The sequence below is a fragment of the Providencia sp. PROV073 genome (genome assembly GCF_033688125.1).
In the GTDB taxonomy this organism is placed as follows: domain Bacteria; phylum Pseudomonadota; class Gammaproteobacteria; order Enterobacterales; family Enterobacteriaceae; genus Providencia; species Providencia hangzhouensis.
Genome location: NZ_CP096353.1, coordinates 1,107,519 through 1,124,146 on the forward strand (window position 1 = coordinate 1,107,519; position 16,628 = coordinate 1,124,146).

Genomic DNA, 16,628 nt, shown 5'->3' on the forward strand with positions numbered 1-16,628 from the left:
GGATGACAAAAGAAAACCATATTGTATGGCACCAACACGCGGTAACTCGCCAATTACGCGAAAGTAATAATGGCCATAAAGGTGCTGTGTTGTGGTTCACCGGGTTATCAGGTTCTGGGAAATCAACATTAGCGGGGGCAATAGAGAACCAACTTACGTCCATGGGAATGAAAACCTACTTGTTGGATGGCGATAATATTCGCCATGGTTTATGCCGTGATTTAGGATTTAGTGAGGCTGATAGACAAGAAAATATCCGTCGAGTGGGAGAGGTGGCTAAGTTAATGGTCGATGCGGGGTTAATTGTTGCGACTGCCTTTATCTCACCTTTCCAATCGGATAGACAGAAAGTTCGTGACTTGTTTGAACCCGAGCAATTTTTTGAGTTGTATGTGGATACCCCCGTAAATGTTTGTGAACAGAGAGACCCTAAGGGGTTATATCAACAAGCACGAGAAGGGAAAATAAAACAATTTACTGGGATTGATTCCCCTTATGAAGTACCACAACATCCTGAGCTGCATCTGGATGGTCAACAACCTATTTCGGATTCTCTTTCCCAAATCATTGCGCTTTTATTGCGCAATCATGTCATTCAGCTAGATTATTAATACAGCTAAAATACCTCCTTTATTTTATTCGATGGTAAAATAAGGCGGTATTTTGCGTATTCAAACCCGACTTAATCTGACTTTTTATCACAATTTCAGTATCACAGTGGCGTCAATCGTTGAGTTATGGGATGATTAGCAAATCATTTCAGGGGGCAAGATGGGTAAATTAACGCTACTATTAATTGCGATATTAGCTTGGTTACAGTATTCCTTATGGTTAGGCAAAAATGGCATACACGACTACGTACAAGTCAAAGATGATGTCGCCGCTCAGGAAATTGTAAATTCGCGTTTAAAAATGCGTAATGAACAGCTATTCGCTGAAATCAACGACTTAAATGATGGCCAAGATGCGATTGAAGAACGAGCTCGAACTGAGCTTGGGATGATCAAACCAGGGGAATCATTTTATCGGATGGTTAAAGAAAGTAATAACCAGAAATAGACATAATAAAATGATGTCAAAATAGTATACCCATTAGCCTGATAATTTCTGATGTAAGAATTCAACAATGACAAATCCAAACCATGCCCCAGAAAACAATCTCCCTCAAATTGTTGCACTGATTCCTGCTGCTGGGGTAGGTAGCCGTATGAATGCCGAGTGCCCAAAACAATATTTGCAGGTTGCAGGTAAAACGATCATTGAACATACCATAAGCGCATTGCTCGAAAATGATAAAGTGCAAGAGATTGTGGTTGCTTTGAGTGCAGAAGACGATTATTTTCAGCAGCTTGCAATTTCTAATGACCCACGAGTAACGACGGTTATTGGTGGCAAAGAACGTGCTGATTCAGTATTAGCAGGTCTGGATTTTTTAATCACTAACCCCAATTTTTCAGATTGCTGGGTATTAGTGCATGATGCGGCGCGTCCCTGCCTCCATCAATCAGATTTAAATGAAATTATTCAATTAGCAGCGGAAAAAAATTGTTGTGGTGGGATCCTCGCAGCCCCCGTACGCGACACCATGAAACGCAGCTCAATAGCGAGTCAATTAATTGACCACACTGTTGAACGTGAAGCGTTATGGCATGCGCTCACACCACAATTTTTTCCGTTAACATTATTACGGGACTGTCTAAGTAAGGCCTTGAAAGAAAACGCTGTGATCACAGATGAAGCTTCTGCGCTAGAGTATTGCGGCCACCAACCAGTGTTAGTTGCTGGCCGCGCTGATAATTTAAAAGTGACGCGCCCAGAAGACCTCACTTTAGCGGAATTTTATCTTTCAAGAATGAACAATTAAGGAAAAAAAATGAGAATCGGACACGGTTTTGACGTACACAAATTTGGTGGCGAAGGCCCTATTATCATTGGTGGCGTGCGTATCCCTTATGAACAAGGTTTGCTTGCGCACTCTGACGGTGATGTGGTATTGCATGCGTTAACTGATGCAATTCTCGGCGCTGCTGCATTAGGGGATATTGGTAAATTATTCCCTGATACTGACCCAGCATATAAAGGGGCGGATAGCCGAGTCTTATTGAGAGACGCGTTTTGCCATGTGCGTGCCAAAGGGTATCGCATTGGTAACATTGATATTACCATCATGGCACAGGCACCAAAAATGTTGCCACATATCGCGCAAATGCGTGTGAATATTGCCGAAGACCTTGAGTGCCACATGGATGATGTCAATGCGAAAGCGACCACAACCGAGCAATTAGGTTTTGTGGGGCGTAAAGAAGGCATTGCCTGTGCTGCAGTTGTTCTTTTAATAAAAGATAATAGTAATGAAAGTAATGAATGTTCAGTACCTGCATGGTAAGCCATTGTCTTCTGGCACATTAAAAAGTGTCCCAGAAGATTTTATCGTCAAAGAAGATTTAGGCTTTGAGTTAGATGGCGAAGGCGAACATGTTATGGTTCGTGTGGAAAAAACAGGCTGCAATACGGTATTTGTTGCTGAACAACTAGCAAAATTTGCTAAAATTTCAGCGAGAGCGGTCAGTTACGCAGGTTTAAAAGATAGGCATGCAGTAACGGAGCAGTGGTTTTGCCTGCAAATGCCAGGTAAAGAAACACCTGTTTTTTCGACTTGGCAACTCGAAGGCTGCCGAATACTGGCTGTCACTCGGCAAAAACGCAAATTACGTATTGGTTCCTTGAAAGGAAACCAGTTCGAAATAACCTTGCGTGATATTTCAGATGCAAAAGACGTTGAGCAACGTTTACAGAAAGTTGCATTATCAGGGGTGCCTAATTACTTCGGTGAACAACGTTTTGGGCGCGATGGGCAAAATTTAACGCAAGCGTTGCGTTGGGCAAACCAAGAAATCAACGTACGTGAACGCAACAAGCGTAGTTTTTATCTTTCTGCTGCACGTAGTGCAATGTTTAATCATGTGGCAAGTGAACGTATTGCAAATAATACCGCTCAACACGTAATGTTGGGTGATGCGTTGCAATTAACCGGCAGAGGAAGTTGGTTTGTCGCGACACAAGATGAATTTGCTACATTGCAACCTCGCTTGGAGTCCAATGAATTAAGTATTACAGCGCCATTACCGGGTGATGGGGAATTGGGAACTCAGGATGAAGCACTGGCATTTGAAACCCAGTGTTTAGTGGATTATCAACCCTTTATCTCTTTAATGCAGCGCGAACGAGTTTCTTCAGCTAGACGGGCGGTAGTTGTTAAACCACAAAATTTACAGTGGGAATGGTTGGATGACTCGACGGTAAAACTGAATTTTTTCTTAAACTCGGGTTGTTTTGCAACCAGTGTTGTGAGAGAAATTATTAATCAAAATGGGCAGGATAATGTCGATGCTAAAGATTTTATTGAGTAATGACGATGGGGTAAATGCGCCGGGGATTCAAACCCTTGCGGCTGCGTTACGCCAATATTATCATGTTCAAGTGATTGCGCCTGACCGCAATCGAAGTGGGGCTTCGAACGCATTAACATTAGATAAACCACTTAAAATTCAGACGCTAAGTAATGGTGACCTTGCTGTACAAGAAGGCACACCGACAGATTGCGTCTATATTGGGGTGAATAAAGTGGTACGTCCACGCCCTGATATTGTTGTATCTGGTATCAACTGTGGCCCTAATTTAGGGGATGATGTTATTTACTCAGGCACGGTTGCAGCGGCAACGGAAGGCCGCCACTTAGGTTTACCTTCAATTGCGGTATCGCTAGATGGCGAAACGCATTACGAAAGTGCCGCTAAAGTGACATGCGATATTTTAGCGCTCTTACAGAAGAACCCATTGCGAGCAGGCAATATTTTAAATATAAATGTACCTGATATCCCGTACGAAGAGATTAAGGGTATCAAAGTCACTCGTTGTGGCAGCCGTCACGCCGCCTCTGAGGTGTATAGTTTAGAAGACCCGAAAGGGAATACACTGTATTGGTTAGGGCCTGTTGGTGAAATTCGTGATGCCAGCCCTGGAACGGATTTTGAAGCTGTGCAAAATGGCTATGTTTCCATCACCCCATTACAAGTTGATCTAACCGCTTATAAAGCACATTCATTAGTAGAAGAGTGGCTCGAAAAATCAGGAGTGTCAGTAAAATGAAAACAGGGCTCATGAAAGAACTTTTGGCTCAATTACGCCAACAGGGAATTCACGATGAGCGCCTATTAGATGCCATTTCACTCGTTCCTCGGGAACGGTTTGTGGATGAAGCGCTCTCCCATAAAGCCTATGACAATATCCCATTACCTATTGGGCATGGGCAAACTATTTCTCAGCCGTATATTGTTGCTAAAATGACGGCGCTATTAGCTTTAGCTCCGAATGATCACGTTCTTGAGATAGGGACAGGCTCAGGGTATCAAACAGCAGTATTGGCACACTTAGTTAAACATGTTTTTTCTGTTGAGCGGGTGAAGAGCTTGCAATGGGCTGCAAAACGGCGTTTGAAACAGCTTGATTTACATAATGTTTCAACGCGTCATGGAGATGGCTGGGAAGGTTGGCAATCTAAAGGGCCTTTTGATGCTATTATCGTTACTGCGGCACCAACAGAAATACCGGCTCTATTATTAGGGCAATTAAAAGATGGCGGGCGAATGGTTTTACCTGTCGGTGATAAAGAACAAGCATTGAAGCTAATTACTCGACGTGGTAATGATTACCATACTAATGTTATTGAAAAAGTCCGTTTTGTCCCATTGGTTGCCGGTGACCTCCTTTAACCTATTTGTAATGGTATTTAATCAAAGTCTGATTATTTTTATAATCGATTTAAATAAAATATCATTGCAAAGGTTCTATTAACCCAAATAGCAGTAAAACTATTCCAAATATGATATTTTACCCAGCTGAATTTGGGGGAATAGCTTAAAGCGTTAGGTCATACTCTCAAATTGTTATATTTTTAATATATTTAACTTGTTCACTATTTTGTATTTCTGCTTTAATAAGTGAAATATTTTATGATAACTCTATTGCTGACATTGTTTTGAATTGTCGCGTCAGATTTTTCTTCACGGGAGAAGAAGCATGAAAATTGTTAGCCCTATAAGCAGAATTCGATGGGCCGTCATCTTTTCATTTAGCGGAGCGCTATTGGCAGGTTGTTCTACACCGTATCATACAGCGGCACCTATTTCGAGTGTGAATGATAGCCAGTCTAGCCAACAGACGGTGCAAAGGACGACACCGGCCTCGTCACCAAATACGGGTATGAGCACGGCAATGCCGTCGTCTCGTCCAAATTTATCAAGTAATACTAACACTCAGCCTGTAAGCCGTAGTTCAGCGCCAGTAACAACTAATGGTGAAGGGCGCATTGTATACAACCGTGACTATGGCAGTATTCCAAAAGGCAGTTATAGCGGTAATAGTTATACGGTGCAGCGTGGTGACACATTATTCTATATTGCATACTTAACCGGTAATGATTTCCGGGAGTTAGCATCGAGAAACAATATTCCAGAACCTTACAGCCTAAATGTAGGGCAGGTTATTAATATTGGTAACACAAATGTGAACTCGAACACTCAATTAGCGGCAAATTCATCAAATAGTCATCAGCAAGCGGTTGATCTTCGAACAACTAATGAGTATCCTGCAAACAGTGGTGGTCAAACTTCAGGTAAGATGTTGCCTAATAATAAGAAACCTGCAACGCAAGTTTCAACGACAACAACAACCTCGACAGCAACCGCTTCTACCGCAGTCAGCAGTACGAATAATTCGTCAATAAAATGGCGTTGGCCAGCTGAAGGGAAAATGATTGAAGGTTTCTCTGATGCTCAAGGCGGGAACAAAGGGGTAGATATAGCCGGTTCTCGTGGTCAAGCTGTGCTTGCTGCTGCGCCAGGAAAAGTCGTTTACGCAGGTAATGCTTTGCGTGGATACGGAAATCTAATAATTATAAAACATAACGATGACTATCTAAGTGCTTATGCTCACAATGATACGTTACTTGTGCGTGATCAGCAGGATGTCACTGCGGGTCAAAAAATAGCCACTATGGGTAGTACTGGAACTAGTTCGGTTAGACTACACTTTGAAATTCGTTACAAGGGAAAATCAGTAAACCCGTTGCGCTATTTGCCGCAACGATAAACTGGGCAGAGTGCTTTGACATTCTGTCCGCATTATCTAGGGTAGGAGTCACTGATGAGCCAAAGTTCGCTGAAAGTTAACGAGTTATATAATGACCTCGATGAAAGTAATTTAAATGACACTTTTGACGAGAGTCAGTTTAAAGAAGAGGATCTGGTTACTGAGCTAGATGACGAAATGGATTTACTCCAGAACACAAATCAACGTGTTCTGGATGCCACTCAAATTTATCTTAGTGAGATTGGGTTCTCACCACTCCTTACAGCAGAAGAAGAAGTTTTCTATGCAAGACGTGCATTGCGTGGAGATATTGCATCACGACAGCGCATGATAGAAAGCAACCTTCGTCTCGTTGTAAAAATATCACGTCGTTATAATAATCGAGGTCTCGCATTACTCGATTTGATAGAAGAAGGAAATCTTGGGTTGATTCGTGCTGTTGAAAAGTTTGATCCTGAAAAAGGGTTTCGCTTCTCGACGTATGCAACGTGGTGGATCCGTCAAACGATCGAGCGCGCGATTATGAACCAAACTCGAACCATTCGTCTTCCTATTCATATCGTTAAAGAACTCAATATTTACCTTCGTACTGCACGTGAATTAGCCCAGAAGTTGGATCATGAGCCAAGCCCTGAAGAGATCGCTGAGCAGCTAGATAAACCTGTCGAAGATGTCAGTAGGATGTTACGTTTAAATGAACGTATCACATCTGTTGATACGCCAATTGCAGGGGACTCAGAGAAATCTTTGCTTGAGGTATTGTCTGATGATAATGATTCAGGTCCAGAAAATACAATTCAAGATAATGACTTAAAAGAGAATATTGTTAAGTGGTTATATGAATTGAACCCAAAACAAAGGGAGGTTTTAGCACGACGTTTTGGGCTTTTAGGCTATGAAGCTGAAACTCTGGAAGAAGTTGGCCGTGAAATAGGGTTAACAAGAGAACGTGTTCGCCAGATCCAAGTAGAAGGTTTAAAGCGATTAAAAGATATTTTACATGGAGAAGAGCTGACTCTGGAGTCGCTATTTAATATGTAGGATGTTGATTAGATAGTTAAAGCCCCTATAAGCTAAGGTTTATAGGGGCTTTTTATATGTAAATAATAGAGAACAAGCTTAGTTAATGGGGACACCACTATGAAATTTAAAATCATCATCAGGTGTCGAAATTAATTCAGCTTCAATAATACCAAAATAATTAACTCGCTCAGTAATATCTTGTTTGCTAATTAATTGTGCTAAGTGCAAATAATCTTGATAGTGGCGAGCTTCTGAGCGTAATAATGAAATATAAAAATTTGCCAGCTGCTCATCAAGAAATGGGGCGAGTTTAGCAAAACGCTCACAAGAACGTGCTTCGATATAAGCTCCAATAATTAGCTTATCAACTAAGGTTTTTGGATCATGGGGGTCGACATGGCTCAACAACCCTTTAGCATAACGGCCTGCAGTGATGCCATCGTATGGAATATTACGTTCATGCATAATCTCTAGAACTTGGTAAAAATGATGAAGTTCCTCTTTGATTAGCAGGACCATTTTATCAATTAAATCTTGGCTATAAGGTGATTGTTTTTTTGCCAATATCTGTTTAGAAACCTGATTTTTGTTTCTTAATGTATGGATGTCACCAATTCTGTCATAAGCAAATGATTCATAAGGTTTAAACCATTCAAGTAGCACTGCAGCACTGTCTTTATCGACAGCATACTTGCGAATTAAAAACATCGCACTTTGCGCGGCTTTTAATTCACATAATAAATGGTCTTTTAAGATAATGGGCAAGTTTTCAGGCAAACTCGCTTTTTTTACCCACGCATCAGGCGTTTCACATTGCAGAAACTGCCTGATTGGTGTGAGTAATTGCGCATACTCATCCATGTTAGTTATCCATATCCTTTAACCGATAAATCCAATCTAGGGCTTGGCGCGGAGTGAGTTTATCGGGATCAATTTCAGCGAGAGCAGTTAATACTGGAGATGGCTCGACATCTTCTGTGGTTAAAAAGCTAAGCTGGGCGCTATCCACATGGCTCGCATTGGCATTGTTTGAGATCACTTCGAGTTCTTTAAGCTTTTGTTTCGCTCGTTTAATCACATCTTTTGGCACGCCTGCAAGAGAAGCGACAGCAAGGCCATAGCTTTTGCTGGCGGCGCCGTCTTGAACGTTGTGCATAAAGGCAATGGTATCACCGTGCTCAATAGCATCGAGGTGAATATTGACCGCACCTTCGAGTTTTTCAGGTAATGTTGTTAATTCAAAATAATGCGTAGCAAATAAGGTCATTGCCTTGATTTTATTAACTAAATTTTCAGCGCAAGCCCAAGCAAGAGAAAGGCCATCATAGGTTGAAGTCCCACGACCAATTTCATCCATTAGCACTAAGCTATGTTCTGTCGCATTGTGAAGGATATTGGCGGTTTCTGTCATTTCAACCATAAAGGTGGAACGGCCAGAAGCTAGGTCGTCAGAGGCTCCAACACGAGTAAAAATACGGTCGATTGGCCCTATTACTGCCTTGCTGGCAGGAACAAAACTGCCGATATACGCTAATAAGGTAATCAATGCAGTTTGGCGCATATAGGTACTTTTACCGCCCATATTTGGACCAGTAATAATTAATAGGCGACGTTGTGGTGATAGTGATAATGGGTTAGAAATAAACGGCTCGCTAAGCACTTGTTCTACAACAGGGTGGCGACCCTCGGTTATTTGGATACCCGGTTTTTCAGTCAGTTGTGGGCAAGCATAGCCTAGAGTTTGTGCTCTCTCCGCAAGGTTGGCTAGGACATCTAACTCAGCGAGTGCTTCAGCACTAGTTTGCAGCGCAGCAAGATGAGGCAATAGCATATCAAACAGCTCATCATACAGCGCTTTTTCAATAGCTAATGCTTTTCCTTTTGATGTCAATACCTTATCTTCATACTCTTTAAGTTCAGGAATAATATAGCGTTCTGCATTTTTTAACGTTTGGCGACGAACGTAATGGATAGGTGTTAAATGGCTTTGACCGCGGCTAACCTGAATATAGTAGCCATGAACCGCGTTATAACCGACTTTTAGGGTATCGATCCCCAGCTTTTCTCTTTCACGAATTTCGAGTCTATCGAGGTAGTCGGTTGCCCCATCAGCAAGGGCGCGCCATTCATCGAGTTCACTGTTATAACCCGGGGCAATAACTCCGCCATCACGTACCAATACAGGTGGCGCATCAATAATGGCTTTTTCAAGTAAGTCTTGTAACTCATCAAATTGGCCAATACGATTTTGAAGATCTTGTAAATACGAACAACTTGATTGGCTCAGTATTTGATGAATATCTTGGTATTGCTGGAATGCGTAACGCATACGGGTTAAGTCACGTGGACGAGCGGAACGCAGTGCTAAGCGTGCTAATACCCGTTCTAAATCGCCGATCTGACGCAAAAATGGTTGTAATTCAAAGCCGCATTCTTGCAATGCACTAATAGCTTGTTGGCGGTTATTTAATACTTGAATATTACGCAATGGGGTATGTAGCCAACGTTTTAGCATACGGCTGCCCATTGGGGTTACACACATATCCAAAATGGCGGCAAGTGTGTTTTCTGTACCACCTGCAAGGTTTTGTGTGATCTCTAAATTGCGACGAGTTGCTGCATCCAAAATGACATTATCATTTTGTTTTTCCATCACAATACTGCGAATATGGGGCAGTGAAGTACGTTGTGTGTCTTTTACATATTGTAATAAGCAGCCTGCGGCTCTGAGCGCTTTATGAGCATCTTCAACCCCAAAACCAATTAAATCTTTCGTACCAAACTGTAAACCGAGCTGTTGTTTTGCAGTATCGAGCTCATATTCCCACAATGGGCGGCGACGTAGGCCTTTATTGTGTTCAATTAATGCCATACTGGCGAAGTCTTCAGGGTATAGAAGTTCGGCAGGGCGAGAGCGTTGAAGTTCAGCTTGTAATGCTTCTTCGTCGGCGATTTCACTGATAATAAAACGGCCAGAAGTGATATCTAATGTGGCAAACCCGAAGCCTTGTTGGTCTTGCCATACCGCAGCTAATAGGTTGTCTTGCCTTTCATTTAATAGCGCTTCATCGGTGATAGTACCTGGCGTGACAATACGTACTACTTGGCGCTCAACCGGCCCTTTACTGGTCGCAGGGTCGCCAATTTGTTCACAAATGGCGACGGATTCACCCATTTGTACTAATTTGGCTAAGTAGCCCTCGGCAGCATGGTGGGGAACGCCGGCCATAGGGATCGGCTGCCCCGCAGATTGCCCCCGTTTGGTGAGGGAAATATCCAACAATTGAGACGCTTTTTTAGCATCATCAAAAAACAGTTCGTAGAAGTCACCCATGCGATAAAACAGCAGTATGTCTGAATGTTGTGCTTTTAGTTTTAGATACTGCTGCATCATAGGGGTGTGAGATTCGAAACTTTGCTTATCAGTCATAATGTTGTCTGTTTAACGTATTGAGTTAACTAAATTCTGTGAGTGTATTCGACGATTATTTTCAGAGACTAAAATACCACAAATCGCAAGAAATGAGAGTAGGCAAACGTGTTAGCCATGCAATTCTCTATAGTATGACGTGATTATCACAGGGACAATGCGTGTTTGGTGATAAAGTGTCTGAAATATTGTTGAGTAGAAATAAATAGCGCAAATAAGGGGACATAGATATAACCGTTATTTGCACTAAAGATAAAACGGATTATTTAGCTGCTGTTTCCGCGCGTAGCTGGCTAACTTGTTGTTCCAAATCAGGCCATGGCGATTTGTCGGTAAACGTTGTTCTTAGGTAATTTAAGAGTACAGCTATTTGCTTATCACTTAAATTATGACGAAAAGCAGGCATGCTACCGAGCCCATCTGTTGCCTCATACTCTATTCCATTTAATACAACGCGAATGGCATTATCTGGTGTATCTGCATAAAGATTTGTATTTAAGGCTAAAGCGGGGCGTACACCTGACATTTGCGCACCTTTCGTTTGGGCGTGGCATGCCATACAAGCCCCTGAATATAACCTTGCCCCTTCACTAGAGAGTGGTTCAATTTTATCTTCTGTTTGCTGTACGATTGCTACGGCTTGCGATGTGACTTGCGGATGATCAACTTCAGAAGTCAAATAGGTAGCAATAGCTTGTCTATCTTCTTCGGTTAGTTGAGAGGTTCCTTCTCTAATGACAGGCGCCATCGGGCCGGCTGCAACGCCATGGTTAGCTGAGAACCCGCTACGCAAAAACTCCGCCATGTCCTGATGGCTCCATGCAACAGGTGAAGATTGGTTACCTCGCAGCGCTGGTGCACTCCACCCTTCAGCATCTCCGCCCATCAAGTGGCTATCTCCGCCTTTTTCGCCAAATAAAATATCACGTGGAGAGTGGCAAGCGCTGCAATGGCCGAGTCCTTCGGTAAGGTATGCACCTCGGTTCCACTCATCAGTTTGTGAACTATCTGGTTTTAATGACCCGGTGGTTAAATAGAGCTGGTTCCATGCCCAAATTCCTTGGCGAATATTAAAGGGGAAGTTCAACGATGTCTTTGGGGGTTGATAACGAACGGGTTTTTGGCTCATTAACCATGCATAGAGGTCATATAAATCATCGTCGGAAGTATGAGTAAATGCGGTATAAGAGAAAGCAGGGTATAAATAATTCCCTTCACGATCAACACCATAACGCATAGCCCGTTCAAACGCTTCATATGACCAGCTGCCAATTCCTGTTTCTATATCCGGTGTTATATTTGTGGTGTAAATTGTGCCAAAGGGGATCTCCATTGCGAAGCCCCCGGTATTTTTCTCACCGCCAGGCCGTGTATGGCAAACAGCACAATCACCTAGTGCCGCTAATTTTTCACCGTGGGCAATTTGAGCATCAGTAAAACTTTGTGTCGAATTAGTGTGTAATGGCTCAATGGCAGATTGCCAACTCAGAGCGAGTCCCCCCACCGCAATAATAATGACAGCAAGCGCACTGTAGCCAAATAGTTTTTTTGCTTTACTCATGAGCCACTCCTTGGTTTTTGGCTGCCATATTTACTGCTCGCAGAATACGTTCAGGGGTAAACGGAGCTTCCCGCATACGAACACCTAATGCATCAAATAACGCATTTGCTACCACGGCAGCGCTTGGTACCGATGAAGATTCACCCGCTCCCATAGGGGGTTCATTGGGATATTCCATTAATTGAATGTCAATTTCAGGTAACTCATCGAAACGTAGAATAGGGTATCCCCCCCATTCAAGTGAGGTTGTGCCTGATTTATCAAAGGTGGCAAACTCTTTTAATACTCGGCTACAGGATTGAATAATGTTTCCATGGACTTGGTGTTTAACGCCATCTGGGTTAACTATTTGTCCACAATCATGAGCGACATAGACTTTTTTGATAAGCACTTGCCCTGTACGACGATTAACGGTTAAGTCACAAACCCAAGCTGCCCATGCTGCACCAAACCCCGGGAATTTACTGTGAAAATAACGCGCCCATGCAAAGCCTCGACCATTCACAATTTCTTCGGTTACAGGGGATGGTTTTTGATGCATTGGTCCATCAATCCAATTTGCCTGTTTTTTCACAGCATTAATTAAAGCGATAGCTCGAGGATCATCTAAATATTTCAAGCGGTATGCTATAGGGTCTTGCTGTGCTAAATAAGCAATTTCATCAATCCAAGATTCATGGGCAAATACATTTGGGAGCGCTGAAACTCCGCGCATCCAAGATGCCCTAACAACAGGTGCGGTATCTTTAGCAATAACACGCATATGTGGGTATAGATATTGAGGGATAGCAGTGCGGTCTCCCATCTGTTGAATATCTGGTTTGTTTTCTTTTTTCCCAGTTAAAATCAACGATAAAGTAGCAGCATTATTTGATGGATAACGAGTACTGAGTTCGTAAGCGCTGACATCATTATTTTGATCAACTCCCCCTCGAATTTTAATCAATTGCCCTGTGCCTTTTGGCTCCCAACCCGCTTCTTGTTCTCGCATTAATTGCACTCGCACAGGTCGGCCTGTCGCTTGAGACAGTAAAACAGCATCGGCAGCCACGTCATCAGCACAGTTGCGCCCATAGCACCCTGATGCTTCCATGCGATGAATATGTATTTGATATAGGTCTCTATCGAGTTGTAGTGCTAAATCTTTTCGTAGGTCATGAGGGTTTTGTGTGCCTGACCAGACGTCTACTTTATCGGCACGGACATCAGCGATAGCGCAAGATGGCCCAATTGATGCGTGTAAATGGTATGGCCAAACATAGTCAGCATTCACGGTTTTATGTAAATTTGCTAAGGCGCTGTCAACATCGCCATCATCTCGTAATACCCTATCTTGGCTGGGTAATGCATCAAGGGTGTCATGGAGCTTATCAAGGGTTAAATCGGGTAATCCTTGCCATTCTTTCCATTGAACTTTTAACTGACGCATAGCGTCTATCGCTTGTTCTTCTCGTTCTGCAACGACACCAACAAAGTCATTAATGCGTACAACTTTTACCATGCCTTGCAGGTGGGCAATCGAACTTTCATCAATGGAAAGCAAACTATTCCCAAGCGGCGCGCTACTATCTGCACCTGCATAAGGAGGGCGAATAACTCTGCCATGTAACATATTGGGTACTCGCATATCATGTACCCAAGTCAATTCACCCGTTACTTTAGCGCGAATATCTACGCGTTGAATCGGCTTTCCGACATAAACAGCCTCAGAAACAGGTTTTAAGGTTACGTTTTCATCTAATTCAAAATGGAGATCTTGTCCTTTCGCCAATTGCGCATAACTCAAACGGCGTTCAGGTTCGGCAGTGACAAAAACATATCCATGCTCTGCTCGAACAGCTTCCACAGGCTCATTTAACGCTTTTGCAGCAAGAGATGTTAGCTTCATACGAACTTGAGCTGCGGCATGGCGTAAAGGGATAGAAGTGACTTGAATGGTCGCACTGGCGATAGTCGGCCCTTGATCTGGTGTACTTTGCGGATCCCCAAGTATCATTGTTACCGATTCAAAAGAGACACCAATTTCATCAGCGACAATTTGTGCGAGCGAGGTACGAATTCCTGTACCTAAATCCACATGGCCATTAAATGCAGTTACCGAACCATCTGCAGCAAGAGCAATAAAACTATCGACATAATTTAAAGGGATAGCGGCATTCTTGGTTGGTGTTTTTTCTGTTGCAAATGAAATAGAAGGCAACATGTTACTGACAACGATGAGCCCACCAGCTTGCAGCATACGGCGTCGAGTGATATCTAAAATACTCATGCTTTACCACCTTGTGCGATGATTATTTTAGCTTTTTTAGCTGCTTTTAATATTTCTACATGGGTTCCACAACGGCATAAATTAAAAGCGAGCTCTTTTTTTATTTCTTCTTCACTTGCATTAGGGTTACGTTTAAACAGAGCAACCAATGTCATTATCATGCCATTCGTACAATAACCACATTGTGCTGCTTGCTCATCAATAAATCCTTGTTGCACAGGATGGAGTGTATCAGCATCACTAATACCTTCTAATGTCGTAATTTTTCTATTTTCTACTGTCGATATAGGTGTTGAACAAGAGCGAACGACTTTACCATCGATAAGTACACTACAAGCACCACATTCGCCTAAGCCACAGCCATATTTGGGGCCGTTGAGCTTTAAATCATTACGTAATACGTAAAGAAGCGGTGTTGATGGAGAAATATTACTTAGTTCAACCCATCTTCCATTGATATTTAGTTGCATATACTTTCCTTTCACATTGCTAATCACAATAAATGATAATTTAATGTTATTATTTGTATATTAACTATAACATAGGTTATTAATTTGAATTGTGACTGTATGTGCTAAGCTAAATTTTCGTTATGTATATAGTAAGTGCTTATTAATAAAGGTTAATATTGAAAAATACCCATGAGTTGTGTGAATGTTTGAGTGAGGTAATGTGAAAGGAAATCCAGTTGATATATTCCAAATAATTAGAATGTGGGCTGTCGTTTTCTCTGCTTGTGGGATTAACTCAAGATAGGCTTTTAGATAACAATAAAATTAATGGGGATTTTACTCAAATATTGTAATGAAAATAATAATGTCGCTTCCCTTCAATAAATAAGTCATTTGAAGAGAAGCGACGAATGATTACTGAGCCGCCTTTTTCAGTTTTTCAACTTGTTCGGCGGTGACGGGTTTACCTTGTCCTCCCCACTCAGCGCGCGCCCATGAAATTAAATCTGCCATTTCTTGAGGTGTTAAATCATCGGCAAAACTTGGCATTGCATACATACGCTGCCCGTTCGGGAAGGTGGTGGTTGGAATACCGGTTAATACCACACTGATAAAGGTTTCAGGGCTGTCCATGGCTAGGATGGCATTACCTTTTAACGCTGGAATGCCATTTGGTACACCTTCTCCGGTGATCCCGTGGCAACCTGCACACGTAGACATATACATCAAGCGACCAGTTTCCATTATTTGACTGACATCACCCACTTCTGGTGAGCTTGCCTCCGGTAATGGCGCTGGTGGGGCTTTGGCTCCGAGTATTTTTCCTTGTTTATCGGTCATCAAATAAATCGCCATGTCATCAACATCGCTTTTTTTCATCTGACTAGTAGAAAAATGAGTCACTGTGCTCATGTCTGCAAATGCAGAGCCTTGTGGGGCATTGCCCGTCAGTAAAAATTGGCTCAAAGAGGCGGTATCGTAGCCATGTTTGGAAAGCGCTTCTGCTGTGATATCAGGGATCGCTAAGCCCGCTTCTTCACCCCCTTGAAGTGACCGTGAAAACTCGACACCCATCATTAAGTTACGCGGTGAGTGGCAAGCACCGCAGTGTGCCAAACCTTCGACAATATATGCACCACGGTTCCATTCTGCAGAGCGTTGCGGGTCATGGGGTGCATTTTGTTTAGGAAAATTAAGCAAAGTCCAGAAGTTCATAAATGGGCGAACGGGTAGGATAAAGACACCTGTATTTTCTTTGTTTGGCACGGCTATTGGTGGAAGCGACATCACATAAGCATATAGTGCATCAATATCTTCTGATGTGGTCATATGGGTAAATACAAACGGCATCGCAGGGTAGAGATTACCTCTTTCTTTGCCAATTCCGTCTTTCAACGCACGATGGAAATCAGCGCGGGTATAGTTACCAATACCAAATTGTTTATCAGGCGTTATATTCGTGGAGTAAATAGTACCGAAAGGGGTTCCGATAGCACGCCCCCCCGCAGCCAATGGCCCTTCAGGTAATGAGTGGCAACCAAAGCAATCCCCAGCGGTTGCCAGTTCTTGCCCTCTTGGCAATAATTTGGCGACTTCTTCTGAGGTTAGCGGTTTATCTAAATCAGGGCCGATACTGGAGGTACGAAAAGCGCCAAACAGGATCGCAAGCATTAATATTATGAATAATAAGATAATAATATAAATGCTTTTACGTAGAGAGCTGGATTTAGCCATGATGTTTCT

General features: G+C 42.6%; 15 protein-coding genes. 9 read left to right on the plus strand and 6 right to left on the minus strand.

The annotated features are described in order from the left end of the window. The first annotated feature begins 2 nt into the window (after positions 1-2). The 9 genes from cysC (at position 3) to rpoS (ending at position 7,191) form a co-directional block, all read left to right on the plus strand. Positions 3-611, plus strand: coding sequence for an adenylyl-sulfate kinase (cysC, locus tag M1F17_RS04935; RefSeq protein ID WP_004260739.1), 609 nt, complete (start codon positions 3-5; stop codon positions 609-611). 160 nt (positions 612-771) lie between these two features. Next, positions 772-1,059, plus strand: coding sequence for a cell division protein FtsB (gene ftsB / locus M1F17_RS04940; RefSeq protein WP_004260736.1), 288 nt, complete (start codon positions 772-774; stop codon positions 1,057-1,059). Between the two features lie 67 nt (positions 1,060-1,126). Continuing rightward, positions 1,127-1,864 (plus strand): 2-C-methyl-D-erythritol 4-phosphate cytidylyltransferase, encoded by a 738-nt coding sequence (gene ispD / locus M1F17_RS04945; RefSeq protein WP_004260733.1) that lies wholly within the window; start codon positions 1,127-1,129, stop codon positions 1,862-1,864. A gap of 9 nt (positions 1,865-1,873) precedes the next feature. Continuing rightward, complete coding sequence (ispF, locus tag M1F17_RS04950) at positions 1,874-2,386, plus strand: 2-C-methyl-D-erythritol 2,4-cyclodiphosphate synthase (RefSeq protein WP_004260732.1); 513 nt, start codon at positions 1,874-1,876, stop codon at positions 2,384-2,386. Next, entirely contained in the window at positions 2,352-3,410 is a 1,059-nt protein-coding gene (truD, locus tag M1F17_RS04955; RefSeq protein WP_094960915.1) for a tRNA pseudouridine(13) synthase TruD, read from the plus strand. Before ispF ends, truD begins: the two co-directional genes overlap by 35 nt. After that, positions 3,388-4,149 (plus strand): 5'/3'-nucleotidase SurE, encoded by a 762-nt coding sequence (surE, locus tag M1F17_RS04960; RefSeq protein WP_004260729.1) that lies wholly within the window; start codon positions 3,388-3,390, stop codon positions 4,147-4,149. The genes truD and surE overlap by 23 nt, the downstream gene beginning before the upstream one ends. After that, positions 4,146-4,772, plus strand: a complete 627-nt coding sequence (locus M1F17_RS04965; protein WP_004260727.1) for a protein-L-isoaspartate(D-aspartate) O-methyltransferase — start codon at positions 4,146-4,148, stop codon at positions 4,770-4,772. Before surE ends, M1F17_RS04965 begins: the two co-directional genes overlap by 4 nt. Positions 4,773-5,079: 307 nt before the next feature. Further along, positions 5,080-6,150 carry a murein hydrolase activator NlpD gene (gene nlpD / locus M1F17_RS04970; protein ID WP_094960916.1) on the plus strand — a complete coding sequence of 357 codons (1,071 nt, stop codon included), beginning with the start codon at positions 5,080-5,082 and terminating at the stop codon, positions 6,148-6,150. A gap of 54 nt (positions 6,151-6,204) precedes the next feature. After that, positions 6,205-7,191 (plus strand): RNA polymerase sigma factor RpoS, encoded by a 987-nt coding sequence (gene rpoS / locus M1F17_RS04975; RefSeq protein ID WP_004260723.1) that lies wholly within the window; start codon positions 6,205-6,207, stop codon positions 7,189-7,191. A gap of 78 nt (positions 7,192-7,269) precedes the next feature. On the opposite strand, the gene miaE is transcribed toward rpoS, so the two are convergent. The 6 genes from miaE to M1F17_RS05005 all read right to left on the minus strand — a co-directional run bounded on the left by miaE (position 7,270) and on the right by M1F17_RS05005 (position 16,619). Beyond that, positions 7,270-8,034: a tRNA isopentenyl-2-thiomethyl-A-37 hydroxylase MiaE gene (gene miaE / locus M1F17_RS04980; protein WP_096865144.1), complete on the minus strand. Its 765-nt coding sequence runs from the start codon at positions 8,032-8,034 to the stop codon at positions 7,270-7,272. A 1-nt stretch (position 8,035) separates the two neighbouring features. After that, positions 8,036-10,603: a DNA mismatch repair protein MutS gene (gene mutS, locus M1F17_RS04985; protein WP_004260719.1), complete on the minus strand. Its 2,568-nt coding sequence runs from the start codon at positions 10,601-10,603 to the stop codon at positions 8,036-8,038. A 262-nt stretch (positions 10,604-10,865) separates the two neighbouring features. Next, on the minus strand, positions 10,866-12,164 hold the full coding sequence (locus tag M1F17_RS04990; RefSeq protein ID WP_318837272.1) for a cytochrome c: 1,299 nt from the start codon (positions 12,162-12,164) through the stop codon (positions 10,866-10,868). After that, entirely contained in the window at positions 12,157-14,433 is a 2,277-nt protein-coding gene (locus tag M1F17_RS04995) for a xanthine dehydrogenase family protein molybdopterin-binding subunit (RefSeq protein WP_318837273.1), read from the minus strand. The genes M1F17_RS04990 and M1F17_RS04995 overlap by 8 nt, the downstream gene beginning before the upstream one ends. Next, positions 14,430-14,903, minus strand: coding sequence for a (2Fe-2S)-binding protein (locus tag M1F17_RS05000; RefSeq protein ID WP_036958302.1), 474 nt, complete (start codon positions 14,901-14,903; stop codon positions 14,430-14,432). The genes M1F17_RS04995 and M1F17_RS05000 overlap by 4 nt, the downstream gene beginning before the upstream one ends. A gap of 396 nt (positions 14,904-15,299) precedes the next feature. Beyond that, on the minus strand, positions 15,300-16,619 hold the full coding sequence (locus tag M1F17_RS05005) for a cytochrome c (RefSeq protein WP_318837274.1): 1,320 nt from the start codon (positions 16,617-16,619) through the stop codon (positions 15,300-15,302). Positions 16,620-16,628: the final 9 nt, after the last annotated feature.